This is a genomic window from Pedobacter psychrodurus (assembly GCF_032678585.1).
GTDB lineage: Bacteria > Bacteroidota > Bacteroidia > Sphingobacteriales > Sphingobacteriaceae > Pedobacter > Pedobacter psychrodurus_A.
In genome coordinates this window covers 84225-99837 of sequence record NZ_JAVTSN010000021.1, presented here as the reverse complement: position 1 = coordinate 99837, position 15613 = coordinate 84225, and the positions used below count along the sequence as shown (strand labels likewise).

17 protein-coding genes are annotated in these 15613 nt (G+C 39.1%); 12 read left to right on the top strand and 5 right to left on the bottom strand.

The genetic code is table 11. From position 1 onward, the window contains the following. Nucleotides 1-116 precede the first annotated feature (116 nt). The 7 genes from R2S57_RS15250 (at nucleotide 117) to R2S57_RS15220 (ending at nucleotide 5039) form a co-directional block, all read left to right on the top strand. Nucleotides 117-629: a hypothetical protein gene (locus R2S57_RS15250; protein ID WP_316845818.1), complete on the top strand. Its 513-nt coding sequence runs from the start codon at nucleotides 117-119 to the stop codon at nucleotides 627-629. A gap of 56 nt (nucleotides 630-685) precedes the next feature. Then, complete coding sequence (locus R2S57_RS15245; RefSeq protein WP_316845817.1) at nucleotides 686-1024, top strand: DUF2185 domain-containing protein; 339 nt, start codon at nucleotides 686-688, stop codon at nucleotides 1022-1024. A 53-nt stretch (nucleotides 1025-1077) separates the two neighbouring features. Then, nucleotides 1078-1560: a hypothetical protein gene (locus tag R2S57_RS15240; RefSeq protein ID WP_316845816.1), complete on the top strand. Its 483-nt coding sequence runs from the start codon at nucleotides 1078-1080 to the stop codon at nucleotides 1558-1560. A gap of 93 nt (nucleotides 1561-1653) precedes the next feature. Further along, nucleotides 1654-2085 carry a hypothetical protein gene (locus R2S57_RS15235; RefSeq protein ID WP_316845815.1) on the top strand — a complete coding sequence of 144 codons (432 nt, stop codon included), beginning with the start codon at nucleotides 1654-1656 and terminating at the stop codon, nucleotides 2083-2085. An 8-nt stretch (nucleotides 2086-2093) separates the two neighbouring features. Continuing rightward, on the top strand, nucleotides 2094-2954 hold the full coding sequence (locus R2S57_RS15230; RefSeq protein WP_316845814.1) for a DUF7003 family protein: 861 nt from the start codon (nucleotides 2094-2096) through the stop codon (nucleotides 2952-2954). 76 nt (nucleotides 2955-3030) lie between these two features. Then, nucleotides 3031-4020, top strand: a complete 990-nt coding sequence (locus R2S57_RS15225; protein WP_316845813.1) for a hypothetical protein — start codon at nucleotides 3031-3033, stop codon at nucleotides 4018-4020. A gap of 875 nt (nucleotides 4021-4895) precedes the next feature. Continuing rightward, a complete protein-coding gene (locus tag R2S57_RS15220) occupies nucleotides 4896-5039 on the top strand; it encodes a hypothetical protein (protein ID WP_316845812.1) in 144 nt (47 codons plus the stop codon). Nucleotides 5040-5044: 5 nt separating this feature from the next. On the opposite strand, the gene R2S57_RS15215 is transcribed toward R2S57_RS15220, so the two are convergent. Beyond that, nucleotides 5045-6616, bottom strand: a complete 1572-nt coding sequence (locus tag R2S57_RS15215) for a S8 family peptidase (protein WP_316845811.1) — start codon at nucleotides 6614-6616, stop codon at nucleotides 5045-5047. Nucleotides 6617-7287: 671 nt separating this feature from the next. Here R2S57_RS15215 and R2S57_RS15210 point away from each other — a divergent pair. Next, nucleotides 7288-8484 carry a serine hydrolase domain-containing protein gene (locus R2S57_RS15210; protein ID WP_316845810.1) on the top strand — a complete coding sequence of 399 codons (1197 nt, stop codon included), beginning with the start codon at nucleotides 7288-7290 and terminating at the stop codon, nucleotides 8482-8484. Nucleotides 8485-8616: 132 nt separating this feature from the next. On the opposite strand, the gene R2S57_RS15205 is transcribed toward R2S57_RS15210, so the two are convergent. Both R2S57_RS15205 and R2S57_RS15200 read right to left on the bottom strand, forming a co-directional pair. Then, the gene (locus tag R2S57_RS15205) at nucleotides 8617-9519 is read right to left on the bottom strand and encodes a helix-turn-helix transcriptional regulator (protein WP_316845809.1); all 903 of its coding nucleotides are present in this window, start codon (nucleotides 9517-9519) and stop codon (nucleotides 8617-8619) included. 18 nt (nucleotides 9520-9537) lie between these two features. Beyond that, complete coding sequence (locus R2S57_RS15200) at nucleotides 9538-10317, bottom strand: SDR family oxidoreductase (RefSeq protein WP_316845808.1); 780 nt, start codon at nucleotides 10315-10317, stop codon at nucleotides 9538-9540. A gap of 412 nt (nucleotides 10318-10729) precedes the next feature. Here R2S57_RS15200 and R2S57_RS15195 point away from each other — a divergent pair, with 412 nt between their 5' ends. The 4 genes from R2S57_RS15195 (at nucleotide 10730) to R2S57_RS15180 (ending at nucleotide 13456) form a co-directional block, all read left to right on the top strand. Further along, a complete protein-coding gene (locus R2S57_RS15195) occupies nucleotides 10730-11251 on the top strand; it encodes a hypothetical protein (protein ID WP_316845807.1) in 522 nt (173 codons plus the stop codon). A 198-nt stretch (nucleotides 11252-11449) separates the two neighbouring features. Next, nucleotides 11450-12253, top strand: a complete 804-nt coding sequence (locus R2S57_RS15190) for a hypothetical protein (RefSeq protein ID WP_316845806.1) — start codon at nucleotides 11450-11452, stop codon at nucleotides 12251-12253. Between the two features lie 90 nt (nucleotides 12254-12343). Continuing rightward, nucleotides 12344-12979 carry a hypothetical protein gene (locus tag R2S57_RS15185; protein WP_316845805.1) on the top strand — a complete coding sequence of 212 codons (636 nt, stop codon included), beginning with the start codon at nucleotides 12344-12346 and terminating at the stop codon, nucleotides 12977-12979. 54 nt (nucleotides 12980-13033) lie between these two features. Next, nucleotides 13034-13456: an SMI1/KNR4 family protein gene (locus tag R2S57_RS15180; RefSeq protein ID WP_316845804.1), complete on the top strand. Its 423-nt coding sequence runs from the start codon at nucleotides 13034-13036 to the stop codon at nucleotides 13454-13456. 44 nt (nucleotides 13457-13500) lie between these two features. Here R2S57_RS15180 and R2S57_RS15175 read toward each other — a convergent pair whose 3' ends face one another. Further along, nucleotides 13501-14334, bottom strand: coding sequence for an AraC family transcriptional regulator (locus R2S57_RS15175; RefSeq protein ID WP_316845803.1), 834 nt, complete (start codon nucleotides 14332-14334; stop codon nucleotides 13501-13503). Then, nucleotides 14335-15306 (bottom strand): aldo/keto reductase, encoded by a 972-nt coding sequence (locus tag R2S57_RS15170; RefSeq protein ID WP_316845802.1) that lies wholly within the window; start codon nucleotides 15304-15306, stop codon nucleotides 14335-14337. Nucleotides 15307-15613 lie beyond the last annotated feature (307 nt).

The window sequence follows — 15613 nt, the reverse complement described above, 5'->3', positions numbered from 1 at the left end:
CAAAAGATACCGCATGTTTCGTATGCCATGATGTTTTAACTAAACAAAAACCAATCTTTTTGCTACAAACGCCCCCATGCAGCTCACAATCCGTGCAATGATATAAGCAGCGAGTAATGACTGAAATTGAAATAAAAGGAAAAATAGTTGATCTATTTAACGAAAAAAGAGAAAGTCCCAATACGAACTTTAATGAATCTCACTTTCTCGACTTTCTAAAGAGTCCTTCTTATAAGAAACACACGATAAAGAATTCTTTTAAAGGAGCGAGACAATATTATAGGTTTATGGATGCGGTAGAACTCGAATTCGGCATCTGCTTTAGGCTATCTGACCTAGATCACTATTATAGTGTGGATAGCCTGACAAAGAAAGTATTGCAACGCATAAAAAAAGGTCGTGGAAACCTAATGATATTAAAACAGCGAAACGCAGAGAAAGAGCAATACTGGATTGAGGCTGTATTGATTACGATTTTAGTGACAACCTATTTTTGGCTTAAAATTCACTGGTTTCCCATCTTACTTACAATTTTATTCGGAATAGCCATTTGGTGGATCTTAAGCAGTAAAGTAAACAATAAGCTGCATAACAAACAATTGACTCTGAAAATTTTGAAAGAAAAATAACAATCTAATCTTATTGCCAACATTATTGAATAAGGATGAATTTTACTTTTTAACCCATGCAAAGCCATAAGATTTTTAAACGGTCTGCCAGTCAGATCAAAGATCTCATCCCACATAGGGGCGGATGTATGGCTACGGATAAAATTACCATAGATGGACTACCTGTTAAATTTATGTACAGACAGGAATTAGATTATGAACACGATACAGGATGGATTTTTCTATCCAGTACAGAAACACAAGGGTATCTTGATGACCATACCAATACCATGATTTACGAAGTAAATACTATCGCCGATTATGATCCTGCCATTATTCCATATCTTAACCTGCCAGTTGGAACTGATTTAGAACGAGTAGACGGTACAGACCGTTTTATAGATTATTCAGGTTAATCTTATCTAAAGCTTATTCCTTCTCTCGAATAAAGAATTAATAAAAGACCAGCATGCTTAAACTATACAAATTAATAGATCAACAGCTTCATTATTGGGAGACCTGGAATGATGACGATAAAACGGCAACCATACATTGGGGCATTGTTGGGAAACATGGCAGTCAAAAGAAAATTACAGGGGGTTTTTTCTCCAGTTTCCAAAAGAAAGTGCAAAAGGAAATCGTAGCTAAACTGAACGAAGGTTATACCGAATTTGATGAGGATAAAAAGGCTTTCCTGGAGGTTGAATATATCGTCGATGGCTTCGGTACAGATGAAGATCTCGATAAACGCCACAGGCTTGAAGATCACTTAGATGAACTTTTAGGTTGGACAGGGCTTGGCCATGTTGACGGCGGTAGCATTGGAAGTGGAACCATGGAGGCAGGCTGTAGAGTTGTAGATTTCGACATCGCCAAAAAAGTAATCGAAGAGAATTTGAAAAACACGGAATTTGCGAACTATTCACGGATATTTAAAATAGGTGAAGAATAAATATGATCACGTTAAAAGAGTCATTAATCTATAAGGAGTCTTAGCGAGAGGCTAAGACCAACTGAGGCAACCAACTCGTGCAAAACAAAAAAAATGATTAAAATAAAGATCCTGATGATATTAATTGTTTTTATAGTAGCCTGTTCAGATAATTACGAACAACATTATAAAGACTTTGAGAGTTTCAATAAAACCAACCTAAGAAACAAAAGCTGGTTCCCTGAAATTATTGATACTTCGGCTTATGATTTTAAGAGCATTTCTCATCTTGAAAAGTTAGCAGGCTTTGGAACATTCAGGTATTCAAAAGCAGAATATTATGATCTTATTTTTAAAGACAGGAAGGTCAGAATCGCGTTCTCCGAATTCAAAAGAAACGTGAATAAACATCCTAAACAAATCCCAGCCTGGTTTATAGATGTAAATAAAGCAGATATACATAGCTTTGAAACCATAAAGATAGACCGATTTTACATCACCAGAAACAGACAGAAAAAACAAATTTATTTCGTGCTGACAAATTAAACCCAACTATGACCGAAGAAGAAATATTAAATACCCTCGACAATTCCAATGATGGATACTATCGCTCATTTGTTGAACTTGGCCATGTATACTCTTACCTGATTGATACCCGGTTAAATGTTTTCGGTAACGACCATAAGCACTGGGCCATTGCTGTTGAGCGGCTTGGATATAACCCAAGGGCAGGGACAATCATCCTCGAAATCCATTATTACGGCAATTGCCTGATCAATCTGGAACATTACAACAAAAGGCCAACAAGTACTTATGATGTATTTCCAATTGATGAAGAAAATTTTAACGAAACGATTGAAGACGAAATCTTAAAACCAGATGCCAAATTTTGGCTGGTTAAAGGACAACAGGTTGCCTTAAGCCATCATGCGCCAGATTATAAAAACGCGGGAATTGAACTGAAAGCCTATACACCAAATGAAATCCGTGCGGAAGAAGCTGGCCGGCTTGCTATTTTGAAAAACCGCGAATTATTCCGTGCAACGGATAAAGAACTATACAAATCAATCCCCACTGACTTGAAGAAAATATTAGTGCTCGACGAGTGGTTTCACAAAGACTTTCCATTGGAAATCCGGCCGACCATGAGCGATGAGCAGTTGCGTAAAACCTATGAACTGAACAAAAACGGTCTTGATGGAATGAGTTTTGAACGTTTCGCGCAAACGATACAACTACAAGAAGTATTAAACGACCAATCAGGCAGAGAAATTTGGGAGCATAACCGGCCAAGCGCGTATGAAACCTGGCCACTCCTGGCGAAAGTGATTGTAACAAAGGATCCAAAACAATATCAACCAACATTAAAGGCAAACACGCACTGGGCTAACTGGCCAGAGTCTGGTAGTATGTAATGGCTTTGGAAAATAAGAGCTCCAGCCCAGATAATATATAAATGTTAGCAATCAGGCTAAAAAGACAATAACAAAAATGAAATGTGAGAGCTGTAACATACGCGAAATTGAAATTGAAGAACCTGCAGGCGAAGGGCAAAATCCTTTTCGTTTGTGTTTGGCCTGTCACAACAGATTATTAAACAGCGCATTAAGACCTCTTGAGTTTTTCAATTTAACGGCAATTCACGGCCATACATACCTTTTACACGATGATTTTTACGATTACGATAACGGGAAAGCTACTCAGCCTCTTATTGAAGTAGTTGATGCGGAAAAGTTTCCCTTTCCTGACTATGAACAAATCAAGAATGATTTAAACCGGCTCGTCGACTTTTCATTCGTTCAGTATTTTACCACCGATTTAGTAATCAGCCAGCTTCGCCGGTTTAATGGTTTGGAAGTGCTTAAAATATTGAAAGAAAAGACCCAATACAATCGGGCAATCAACTACAAAGCGTACGAAATTGTTGGGAAGGTTGTGGGCAGGGATGCAGAAGAATGGATCAGGGAGGAATGGGCAAACAGAAATGAAGATGATCTTTTAATTTTTGCCGAAGCCATAACAAAATGTTTGCACTTCGACGAAGCCTTTAAACTCATCACCAAAGAACTTGAAAACAAAGACGAAAAATTTTTGTCCGAAAATATTTCTGCACTGCTTTATTTCCAAAGCAAGCATACACTCGATTGGATAGAACAAGTTAGCGACGGCATTAAAAACATTTCTTCTAACTGGGGGCAACTTGGAGCAAGTTCACAATTTAGCTGGGAAAGGGCAAATAAGTGGTTAAGCAACGGCCGGCCATTGAGTCTGATCGCGCTTGACAGTTTAATATATTGTACCACAAGCGGCAAAAGATTAAATCAATCGCTTTGGTTGCGACAATTAAACCCGACACTAATTGATCATCCAGAACCAGAAACCGTTGCGAACAGGCTCCGTGAATATTTACTTGCCGACAGTGTTCCGAGAACAAAAAATGCAGTTGAAACCATTATCAACAATTTATCCGAAGCGACTTAGTGAATATTGATAAAGTACCAGATGGTAAGATTAACCAATCAATGGAATAAGAGAAATTTGTTATACGATGACACCATATTTTTACATCACATCTTCACTACTTTTATCGCCGCTAATTGGGAAACTCATTAGCCGAAAATTTAAACGTTTTCCTAAAATCAAAAACATAACTGTTTGTGCACTTTACTTCATGACTTTCCTTACCTGTTTATGTTTGGAGAATAACATCATTACCATTTCACAAAATTTGAATTGGTTTTTAATCACATCAACCTATTTAACCCTCTCCGTTTTACTCTGGTCAATACAGTCAAAAAATAACCAATACATAAATAAGACGGGAATAATATTAAGATATATCATTTTCGGGCCATTGTATTTTATTGCAACATTCGGATTCTTATTCATCTTAATCGCGTCATCAGACTTAGAAACTGATCAAAGAAAGTGGCTAAGTGACCGCATCATTTACAATGAGCGAAATATTGGCCAGGGTCCAGACCCATGGGAGCGACTTAAGAAAATAGAAGTTTATCGCACAGTTAATTCTTTTCCGTTTCTTGCTTATAGAATTAAATCAAAAATTTATGATGAATACCATTTCTCTTTACAAAAACAATTGGATGTATCCTTTACTAAACGGGATAATATAATCCATTTGAAAAGTTTTGTAAAAGGTTATAAAGATTTCAACGACACGATTAACTTATCGCAAAAGTACCGCTAAAAGTGAATTTCCTTTTTTTTGTGATGGGCATTAATCCTTAGGGCGTATTCATCATTCCTATTTATTTGGAAGATCTAAAATGGACAATGGAATAGTACACCAGCTCTGTGCCCTTTGCGCCTTCTCTTTGTGATCTCTGCGGTTAAAGATGAAAGATCTAAAATCGACGATAGAATGGCATCAAGAAGAGAAACCGATCAACGATTTTCAAAATATAAGGAATTTAAAAAATCTGGCAGATGCCAATTGGCCGGCATCAGCAATACACGATTTGATGGGGCAGAAAACATGAAGTCACTACCGGCCAGCTGTTCGTGTCGCGCTTAGTTTCATCGCTTGCTGCATATCCGAAATACCATATCCAAAAGGCACTTCGGGTTTACTGGCCTTATCACCCGATTGCCGCACAACTTCACGCAGTTCAGCTGCTGTTAATTTAGGAAATGCCTGCCATAAACAAGCTACTAGACCACACAGGGTTGGACTTGCAAATGATGTACCGGAACTGTTTTTTTGCGCTCCATCAGCTCCGATCACCGACGAATTGCCCCCTTGTGCCATTACATCAGGCTTCATCCGCCCGTCTACTGTAATACCCCACGAAGAAAAATAGCTCAATTCTTTTTTGTAGCTCACAGAGCCAACAGCGAGCACTCCAGGCGCATCAGCAGGTGCGCCCACCCAACTACGGTCATTTCCTGCGCAGTTTAAGATCAGGATTCCTTTACTTGCTGCCATATTTGCACCGCGTGAGGACATGGCCGTTTTGCCATCCATATCTTCAAATTTATAGCGCCCATAATCAAGGCCATACGATGTTGCATAATATAGAGAAGAATTAATCACATCCACCCCCACACTGTCGGCATACTCAGCCGCAGCTACCCAATAATCCTCTTCAACAGGAAATTCTGATGATCCATCTTCCGTCCGGAATAACCAATAATTGGCTTCAGGTGCTGTACCAACATATTTCCCTGGCAGGTTAATGGCCATGCATGAAGTTACTTCTACACCATGACTACCTATGCTATAAGGATCGTCATTTTCGAAAACAAAGGATTTAGCCCCTTTGATGTTGATATTTTTAAACGTACTGTTGTTTTTAAGTCCGATAAACCCTTCATCAATTACTGCAATATCGATCCCTGCGCCCTTAAATCCCTGTTGATGGAGCACCTGTCCATTATTGATTGAAATATTATCGGTAGCACTGCCGTAATCGAATGTGGTTTGCACAGTGTGGTTGGTAGCCGTTTGGGGGGCATCTACATATTTTGCTGCGGTGACCGCACTTTTTTTCCCCTGCCAAACTTTCACCACATCCTTAACAAATGGCAATGCCTTGTATTGATCTATTAAAAACTGATCTTCGCAATGTACACTTACTGTATTTAGCCATTTGCTTTTGGCCACAATTTTTCCGCCAACAGCTTCAATTGCCCGAAGATATGCGGAGGAAATGGGTAAGTCTGTTGCGTCAATAGCGATGTTTTGTTTTCGCCTCCGCTCAATTGCCTTTGCCGAAAGAAATTTCAGCGGCTGGCCAATCGGGTAATCAGAAACACCCTTGTCTTTTAAAATGAGCCTGAATTTATATTCATTTGCATCGGTTACCGCCACCTTGCATTTCGCAGTTGCCTTTCCATTCCATAATGTGGCCACTACATAGGTGGTCCCTGCACCTTCAGGCCAAACAACCCCCAAACTATCTACTCTTGCTATTCTGGGATTTTCCACGCGGAATACAACACTATCTGATGCTCCTGCTGCAAGATTTTGAACGGTATAGATTAATCTCCGGCCGAGGAAAGACTGATCGTTCTTGAGTTCAATAAGCTGCTGTTCAATTAGGATCTGAGTTTCCAAAACTGGTGGAAGCTCATTCTTTTTACAGGAAATAAAAAGGACAATAGAAAGCAAAAAAGCAATGGAGAAATTTGAGAAACGCGAAAGCATAGACGATGAAAATAATGTAATAAGATATTATTCCACAAAGTTAAGCATTTTAGACTAACTACCTCGCACCAACCTGTAGATTAATGATACGAGTTTGATGAATTACGAATGCATTTTATAAGATTCCTGCCCTTCGCGAGAAACGATAGCTATCGGATGACGATGCAAGAAGAGGAATCGATAAATGAGCCTTGCGTTTGGAGCTGGGCGTTTGGCATCAATAAGCCGATTAAAACAACAGGATAGTTTGCAGTTGCGCATGACGAATAAACGAATGATTATTGAGCTAATGGACCCAACTCTGTGCCCTTTGCGCCTTCTCTTTGTGATCTCTGTGGTTAAAGATGGAAGATGTAACATGGACAATGGAATAGTACATCAGCTACTTTGTGATCTCTGTGGTTAAACCTTAAAGGGGATTGACTTGCGTTTAGGGTAATGCATGTGGCGACAGTTAAACCATTAACCGCTCACTAATTTGACACCCGCGATTACCTGCTTCCTAAATCGGGGCATTTCGATTTTTTACAATCTTAGCCATTGATGATGATATAAATTTGCCTAAGTTTAAACCACAACTTATGCAAAAACTGAAACTCATCACCATCATCTGTTTATTACTGGTTGTTCATAGCAAAACCAGCTTTAGCCAGTCGAAAGAAGAACGGCTTACCCAATCTTTGAAGGCTGTTTTTGAAAAGGATAGCCTGCCCGGGATTTCCGTTATTTTAACAAATACCAAAAAGGTGGTATATGAACAAAATTTCGGCTTTGCCAATGTTGAAGAAAATATTAAATATACTTCACACAGTATCCAGAATATCGGTTCTGTTAGCAAAACGTTTATCGCAATAGCGCTGATGAAAGCCATAGAATTGGGCTACTTCAATTTAGAAACCGACATCAACACGATACTCCCTTTTAAAGTAATTAACCCTAATGATCCTGCAGGGGTAATCACGATCAGGCAGCTTACCAATCATACCTCCGGGATAATCGATAACCCCGCAATTTTCCCTAATGTTTACCATTTTAACACCAGCATAGCCCCTTACGATACTGCGGCCTATAAAATATTACAGGATCTTGGCTACCAACAAAAGATTAGTGATACTTCACTAGCCTCGTTTATGCACGACTATTTAGCACAAAAAGGTCAACATTACCATAAGGAAAATTTTGGTACCGGCGCATCGGGCACAACTTCCAGTTATAGTAACATTGCATCGGCTCTTGCTGCTTATTTAATCGAGTTAAAATCTGGCCTGTCTTATGCTGATTTTACGAAAAAATATATTCTAAAGCCGCTCAAGATGAATCAGTCGGGATGGCAATTCGACAGGCATAATTTAAAAAACTACGCCCGGCCATATTATAGCCCGACGGCGGTTTTTCCTTATTACGATTTCATCACCTACCCTGAAGGCGGATTAAGAACAAATACAGCCGACCTCAGTAAGTATATCATGGCGATGCTCCGCGCCTATCACGGCGATCAGTCCTTATTAAAAAAAGCATCAGTTGATAGCATGTTTAGGCCACAGTTTTCTAAAATACATCCACCAAAAGGCATCAGCCTGGTCAACCGCAATAAAGGTATATTCTGGAATCTTTATACCAATGGTACCATCGGTCATGATGGCGATGATCCGGGTGTAAGTTCCTTTCTATTTTTCAACCCTAAAACAGGTTTGGGCGGTATATTTTTATGCAATAAATACCTGGCCGATAAAACAGCGATTATCAATTTGCTGGTTCAGTATACGAATGAAAAATAGCTGCGATAAATGGCGCTTCTTTTTGTTTTAGAAGATTAATGAGGTCTTAGCGAGATGCTAAGACTAGATGAAGTTCGCGTTTAACTGAAAAGCAGTCTATTTGCACTCATTCGCCGATCTCGTGATCAAATTTTAGTTAAATGACTTTCTAAATTCCAGAGGAGAAAGATTGGTTTTTATTTTAAAAAGCTTGTTAAACGACTGCGAATGTTCGAAACCCAACTGGTAGGCGATTTCGCTGACTGTTAAATTGGTAGTCGATAATTTTTGTTTGGCTTTCTCAACAAGTTTATTTTGTATGTGCTGCTGTGTGGTTTGCCCTGTAAGCTGTTTCAACAAGCTGCCCAAATACTTATTGGAAATATGAAGTGTTTCTGCAATATACTGCACTGTGGGAAGTCCTTTTGATAAGAGATCTTCACGGCTAAAATAGCTTTCCAGCAGCTCTTCCAAACGGTTTAATATCTGGTGGTTTGTGACCTTCCGGGTGATAAACTGCCGTTCGTAAAATCTTTTTGAATACGTGAGCATGACCTCCAACTGAACAACAACCACATCCTGACTAAACTTATCAATATTGATTTCGAACTCCTGTTCGATGTTTTTTACGATGCCATTTATTATACCTTCTTCCCTTTCGGAAAGAAATAAGGCTTCTTTAACCGAATAATTAAAAAACTCGTATTGCCTGATTGTTTTTGCGAGGGAAGTGCCCCATAAAAAATCGGGATGGAGGAATAAAATCCAGCCAGAACGCTCGTCAACAGTATTCTCTTCTGCTGCCAGCACCTGATTGGGTGCCATAAAATATAAAACCCCTTCGTCGAAATCGTATACCTGCTGTCCGTAGCTTAATTTATTGGCACCTCTTTTAAGCGAAATGGAATAAAAATCAAACACCGCACTTACCCCTGCCGGTGCTTCAACCTTTGAGTAGTCGACGATACTGATCAACGGATGTAAAGGCGATGGAAGATTAAGCATCCGATGCAGCTCTGTTATTGTGTTTACCCGAACGGGTGTTGTATTGATCATATGTTAAATATGCGATATTTATTTCCTTTTTGCTTTTTCAATTGTCCTGTCCATAAAGTTAAGGAAAAAGTTAGGTGCAATCCGCCCCATCAACTTTAATGCTTTCGACATACCGGGCAAAATCTCAGTGCGGTCTTTAAGTATCCCCTTAATGGCCTGTTCTACCATCTTATCTACTTTCATACTGGGTGCCGATTTTTCGAGATCTACATCCGGAAAACCGTTTAGCAATGGCGTTTCAGTAGATGGAGGTACTACTTCAAATACCTTTACACCGGTATTTTTCAACTGCAGGCGGAGGATACGGGTATAGGCATGAATCCCTGCTTTGGTTGCGCTGTAAACAGGCGATAGCGGAAATGGAATGAAAGCCAGGCCTGAAGAGATATTTACGATTGCAGCAGTCTTTTTTGTTAATAAATGGGGCAGAAATTGATGAACCATCCGTATCGTTCCAGATAAATTGGTGTCAATTTCCATCGTGATGTTATGTAGATCCATACTGGTATCCAGAAGGTTTAAATCGCGCATGATGCCTGCATTATTAACAATGATATTAAGCTCCGGAAACATTGCCGTAACCTGGCGGTACAATTCTTCAATATCACCAGGTTCGCTCACATTGCTCTGCACGGTATGTATAGCCGGATACTGCTTCTTTGTTCTCTCCAGTTTTGCGGCATCACGTCCTGTTATAATCACCTTTGTGGCGCCTTGCTGTATAAACTGTTTCACCATTTCCAATCCAATTCCGCTCGTACCACCTGTAATGAGTATGGTACTGTTTTGTAATTTCATAATTTTTATTTTTTGATGGATCAAAGTTCATCAGTAAATAAGTAACAGATGTATCTCAAGGTCGGAATGTTGTAGTTAAATAGTCTAATTTGGTGGGTAGCCTGGGTTTTGGACATGTAGGTATGGCGAGATCTTAGTCTTAGCGAGATGCTAAGACCAGATAGAACCTTTACCCATTAATTAAACCTCGCGCTTTTAGCGAAAATTAATATCTTGCAGTAAATAAATTAACAAAATATGCTCAGTTTCAATCTTTCCAACTTGAACATTTATAAACGTTCAAACGCTAACAAGGACTACTTAAAAGATGTAACTATAAAATCAGTTTGGAATGCTTGGTTAACTGCATCCACAATGCCCATACATAAGCAGTTTGATTAGTAAGCATAATGAAAGATAAAAGATAGCCTCAGTGAAGAAGAAAAAATACATTGGAAAACTAATCTCTGTAAAATTTACAGACAGAAAAACACCCATTTATGGCTATGTTGTCGACTACAATAACGATTGGACGTTGATGAAGTCCAATCCTATTGACTTTATAATTGATGGTTACATTATTTTTAAGCACAAAAACATAAAAGGTTTTCGCAGGGATATTGAAGAAAAATGGAGAGAAAAGGTACTTAATCTTAAAGGACTTCAAGTAACGGAGAAAGACATTATTCCGCTGACGGACCTTGAAACTATTTTAGCATATTTAACCAACAGCTTTGGTATTTTTCAGATCTATACAAAATCTGAAACAGCTTGTTATTTGGGGCGGCTTAAATCAATCGACAAAAAAGAATTTGTAATGGATACCCTAAATTCAAAGGGGAAATGGAAAGGACAAATGAAATTTAGAAATGAAGACATTCGCATAATTGAGTTTGATACAGACTATATCAACTCACTAAAACTTGTTCTAGCGACTAAAAAGACAAAGAAATAATTATATTATAATTGTAAATAGGAAGATGCAGAGCTGCTAATATCGGCCTGGCAATATGGAAGATGATTGCCTTTACTGAATATACCCGGAAGGGTTTAATATTAGGAATGTTATTGAACTTTGCACTAAAAATCTGCCACATGGCCAAACAGTAAAACATGGCCAGCTATTTTAATAAACAAACTAACAACGATCACAATGTTTGGACTTTTTGGATCAAAAAACAATAAAAAGAAAGACTTTGTATTTGAAGAATTCAAATCTCAAATAGAAAGCAAAGGAATGAAAATAGACAGTGTTGATGCAACGGGGCTTATTTACATTTCGCAAGGCGAGCTGGAACTAAAAGTCAGTTTGGATAATGTGAGAAGAAATTATGAGAGAGATAAAGACGAAAGCTATATTTCGGATTTAGTTCAAACATTACTTTCCTATTCAATAGAGCTTCCATCAAAATGGGAGGATGCAAAAGATGGAATTTTTATTTCATTATTCCCCAACGACCACGACTTTCAAGATTTTTTACAGTTTAAAATAACTGACGAATTTTGCAAAGTATATGTTTTTAGTGTAGAAAACAAACTCATCTGGATTACAAAAGACGACTTGAAGAAATGGAATATAACAGAAACTGAACTTGATAAACAAGCAAATGTAAATGCAGACAAACTCTTAGAAAAGACACCTATAACCTTCGATACAATCGAAAATCGCAAACTCGGGCTAATTGAACTTGAACACACGACATTAAAAGCGGCATTGCTTTTCGCACCAGCAATGAAAGAAAAAGTAAAAGCTGATTTTGGATTTCCATTTTATGCTGTAATTCCGGTTAGGGATTTTTGCTACATTTTTTCTGAAACAGATTTTGAGTTCTTTTCGGGTAGAATCGGTAAAGTGGTTGTTGATGAGTACAAACAATCAGGTTATCCAATAACCACAGAGGTATTGAAATTTACCGACGAAGGAGTTGAAGCAATTGGAAGATACCCTGTGGAATAAGAAAGATTAGAAATCTAAATTATAGATAACAAGATTTTACCGAATTGACCGATTAAAAAATCATTGCAGTATGCCTAATGAACTTTATTTATGATTTCAACAAAAAACATCAGTTTACTTCCAGATAGAAAATCACTGGAAACCATTTGCAAAGCGATTTCAGTGCTGGATGCCATAATGTGCCAGGAGTGGCAATACCGGTATTACTCCTATCAGTCTGAGTGGGACACAAATGAACAATGTTTTCAAATGCGAAACGGATCTGGCGACGAAATGCATATTTTATTTCGTGAGGATGGATGTGCCATAAATGGCTTCGCACATGAGTACGAGCAGCATGATAAGGCTAAATTAACAGCCAATTTGCCAGCAATTTTCGACGACTTCATTTTTGGAGAACCTGTGGCCTCAATCGGCACTACCTTTTGTTTATGGACAACTGAATTGAAAAATTGGCAGGTTGGACAAATTGAAGACTTTGATGATCACTCTGAAGAAATGTTGAACATTTTGGATGGACAACCTCAAACTTATCTTGATTGGGCAACAGACTATTTTGAAGAAAGTTATAATGAAAGCGGTATACCTTTCGATACCGTTTCAAAAATTTATCTTGGCCAAATATTGACAAAAGAAATGGTTTTATCAATTGTTGAAGAAATTGAAGATTGGGAGCAGCTTGAATCTGACCTTAAAGAAATTAGCTATCCATACGATTTTAATTAATTGAGTTGAATCTGCTAAAAAAATAAAACCACGGTTGAAGATAAATTCACCACTATGGAAAAATTTGAAGAAATATTAACTAAATATAAACCTGCTAAACGGACTGGTAAACCAAAGGTCACTTTTGAAGAAGTTGAAAAAATAATAGATTTCGAACTTCCCGACGACTACAAAAGTTTTGCTTTGAACTATTCGGAATTTGAAGATTTTATCGGAGCAGAATATGTTCGCCTTTGGGACTTCGACGAAATTGTTAAAATGAATACTGATTATCAGATTTTTGACTGTTTACCACATACATTAGCAATTGGCGGAAATGGTAGTAGCGAATATATTGCAATAGAAAAATTAAATGATGATCGTTTGAGAATTGTATTGTCCCCTTTCCTAATCGAAGAAGAAGCACATATTGAAATAGGCGTTTCCTTTACCGATTTTTTAACACGATTAGCCAACGGAAAAGAATGGTTTAGCTAGCAACCTTACCAACCATGCAACAATAGGCCAACACTACCCCCCTTTTAAACATCATTTCGAGAAAACCCATAGTTTAGACTGGTAGGTGCCATACCAAACTTTTTCTTAAAAGAATACGAAAAATGCGACAGGCTTTCGAAGCCCAGGTCGAGATAAATGGATGAGGGTTTCTGATGTTTGCTTTCGATCAGGTGTTTGGCTTCATTTAACCGTTTATCCTGTAGCCAATGACGGGGCGGTGCACCAAATATTTTCAGGAAATCACGTTTAAAACCTGCCAGGCTGCGACCGGTAAGCTGTGCAAATTTTTCGATAGGCACATTGAAATGATAGTTGCTCAGCATAAACTTTTCCAGGTCGATTTTATAGGGTTCTGAAAAGTCGAACAAAAAGTTACGGAGGGTCGGGAGGGCCAGTAATAGCAATTTAATGCCTTCCTTCACTTTCAGGATCCCCATTTCGTCGGTCATGGTAGCGCCCGAGCTTCGGGCATAGGGCACAATAGATTGAAAATAGCCCTGCAAGAATTCGTTTGTTGGAATCAGGATATTTGGCGGACCAATATATTTCCGGTCTGCCTCGAGCTTTTCTTCGAGCACGATCTTGCGCAACAGGTCTTCTTGCAGGGATATCACGATGGTTTCATAGTTCCCGCCGGGCAGTGGTGTTTTGGTGAGCGTACCCAGCTGGTTTTTGCCGATCAACAGTACCTCTCCTCCCCTTATCGAAAGGTTTTGTCCGGAGGTTTCCAGGGTCAGCTGACCTGAAACCTGCAGTACCAAAGTATGGTGGTTCCAGAAACACACTTTCTCTTTCCGCTCTGCAGAGAGGTAAGAATAAAAGATTACGCCGGGGAGAATTTCTGCTGGACTGTTCATTTAACGTTGTAAATACGTGCCACCATGTATAGCACCTATTGCAAAAGTAGTGTTTAAAGTATTCATTTCTTCAGGCGTAAATACAATATCCATGGCTTTCGTATTTTCGGGCAGGCGCGTTCTGCGGCTCATGCTTACCAAAGGCATAATGTTAGTACTTTGCTCTTTTACCCAGGCAATGGCCACTTGTGTTGGCGTACAGCCTTTACTTTGGGCCAGTTGTTTTAAAACTTCTACTTTTTCAAGGTTGTGCACCAGGTTTTCGCCCTGGAAACGGGAGAAATGGCTGTGGTAATCGTTTTCGGCAAGAGGAGCTTTCATTTCACCGGTTAATAAACCTTCGGCAGTATTGGCAAAGGCCACTACAGCAATGCCCAATTCGGCTGCAGCTGGTAAAAGATCGGCTTCTATCTGACGGTCGGCCAGCGAATAACCAATCTCAAGCGCACTAATCGGGTGGATACTGTTGGCCTGGCGAAGTTGATCAGCATTAATTTCGGATACCCCAATGTGGCGCACCTTACCTTCTTTAATCAGGTCGGCAATGGTTCCGATAATGTCTTCCACGGGCACACTGCCATCCATCCGGCAAGGCTGATAAAGGTCGATGGTTTCGATACCCAAACGGGTTAAAGAGTAATTGATAAAATTCTTGATGGCCATAGGTCGCAGATCCAAGCCCAGCCATTGCCCGTTGTGAAAAATTGCACCGAATTTTACGCTGATGAAAGCATCATCGCGCCTGTCTTTAATGGCTCTGCCAATCAGCATTTCATTATGTCCGGCACCGTAAAAGTCTCCGGTGTTTAAAAAGTTAATACCGCTATCTAAAGCTTCATGGATGGTGGCGATGCTTTCTGTTTCGCTAGGTGTTGGTCCACCCCAAACAGACGACATGCGCATACAGCCTAAACCAAGTTTAGAAACGAAGGGGCCATTTTGGCCCAACTGAATTTTTGTGATGTTGTTCATAATACAAAGATCAACATTCGCCGCAGCGGAAACTTTCTTCTACGGCTCAAATATTTTGTCTGTACGGCTCAATATGGTGTTAAAAGATTTTAGCCACGGATACACGGATTTTTATATACCCACCTCAACGGCTCAACATGGTGTTAAAGGATTTTAACCACGGATTTTTATATATCCACCTCAACGGCTCAACAGGGTGTTAAAAGATTTTAACCACGGATATACACAGATTAACACGGATTTTCATATCTCTAACTGGACGTATCTAATCTTAATCATGTTGCTACTTAGCTAGATGCTAAGATCA

Bases quoted from the DNA above. Each gene is read 5' to 3' on its own strand.
- R2S57_RS15250 (WP_316845818.1), top strand. From the start codon at position 117: ATGACTGAAATTGAAATAAAAGGAAAAATAGTTGATCTATTTAACGAA.
- R2S57_RS15245 (WP_316845817.1), top strand. From the start codon at position 686: ATGCAAAGCCATAAGATTTTTAAACGGTCTGCCAGTCAGATCAAAGAT.
- R2S57_RS15240 (WP_316845816.1), top strand. From the start codon at position 1,078: ATGCTTAAACTATACAAATTAATAGATCAACAGCTTCATTATTGGGAG.
- R2S57_RS15235 (WP_316845815.1), top strand. From the start codon at position 1,654: ATGATTAAAATAAAGATCCTGATGATATTAATTGTTTTTATAGTAGCC.
- R2S57_RS15230 (WP_316845814.1), top strand. From the start codon at position 2,094: ATGACCGAAGAAGAAATATTAAATACCCTCGACAATTCCAATGATGGA.
- R2S57_RS15225 (WP_316845813.1), top strand. From the start codon at position 3,031: ATGAAATGTGAGAGCTGTAACATACGCGAAATTGAAATTGAAGAACCT.
- R2S57_RS15220 (WP_316845812.1), top strand. From the start codon at position 4,896: ATGAAAGATCTAAAATCGACGATAGAATGGCATCAAGAAGAGAAACCG.
- R2S57_RS15210 (WP_316845810.1), top strand. From the start codon at position 7,288: ATGCAAAAACTGAAACTCATCACCATCATCTGTTTATTACTGGTTGTT.
- R2S57_RS15205 (WP_316845809.1), bottom strand. From the start codon at position 9,519: ATGATCAATACAACACCCGTTCGGGTAAACACAATAACAGAGCTGCAT.
- R2S57_RS15200 (WP_316845808.1), bottom strand. From the start codon at position 10,317: ATGAAATTACAAAACAGTACCATACTCATTACAGGTGGTACGAGCGGA.
- R2S57_RS15190 (WP_316845806.1), top strand. From the start codon at position 11,450: ATGTTTGGACTTTTTGGATCAAAAAACAATAAAAAGAAAGACTTTGTA.
- R2S57_RS15185 (WP_316845805.1), top strand. From the start codon at position 12,344: ATGATTTCAACAAAAAACATCAGTTTACTTCCAGATAGAAAATCACTG.
- R2S57_RS15180 (WP_316845804.1), top strand. From the start codon at position 13,034: ATGGAAAAATTTGAAGAAATATTAACTAAATATAAACCTGCTAAACGG.
- R2S57_RS15175 (WP_316845803.1), bottom strand. From the start codon at position 14,334: ATGAACAGTCCAGCAGAAATTCTCCCCGGCGTAATCTTTTATTCTTAC.
- R2S57_RS15170 (WP_316845802.1), bottom strand. From the start codon at position 15,306: ATGAACAACATCACAAAAATTCAGTTGGGCCAAAATGGCCCCTTCGTT.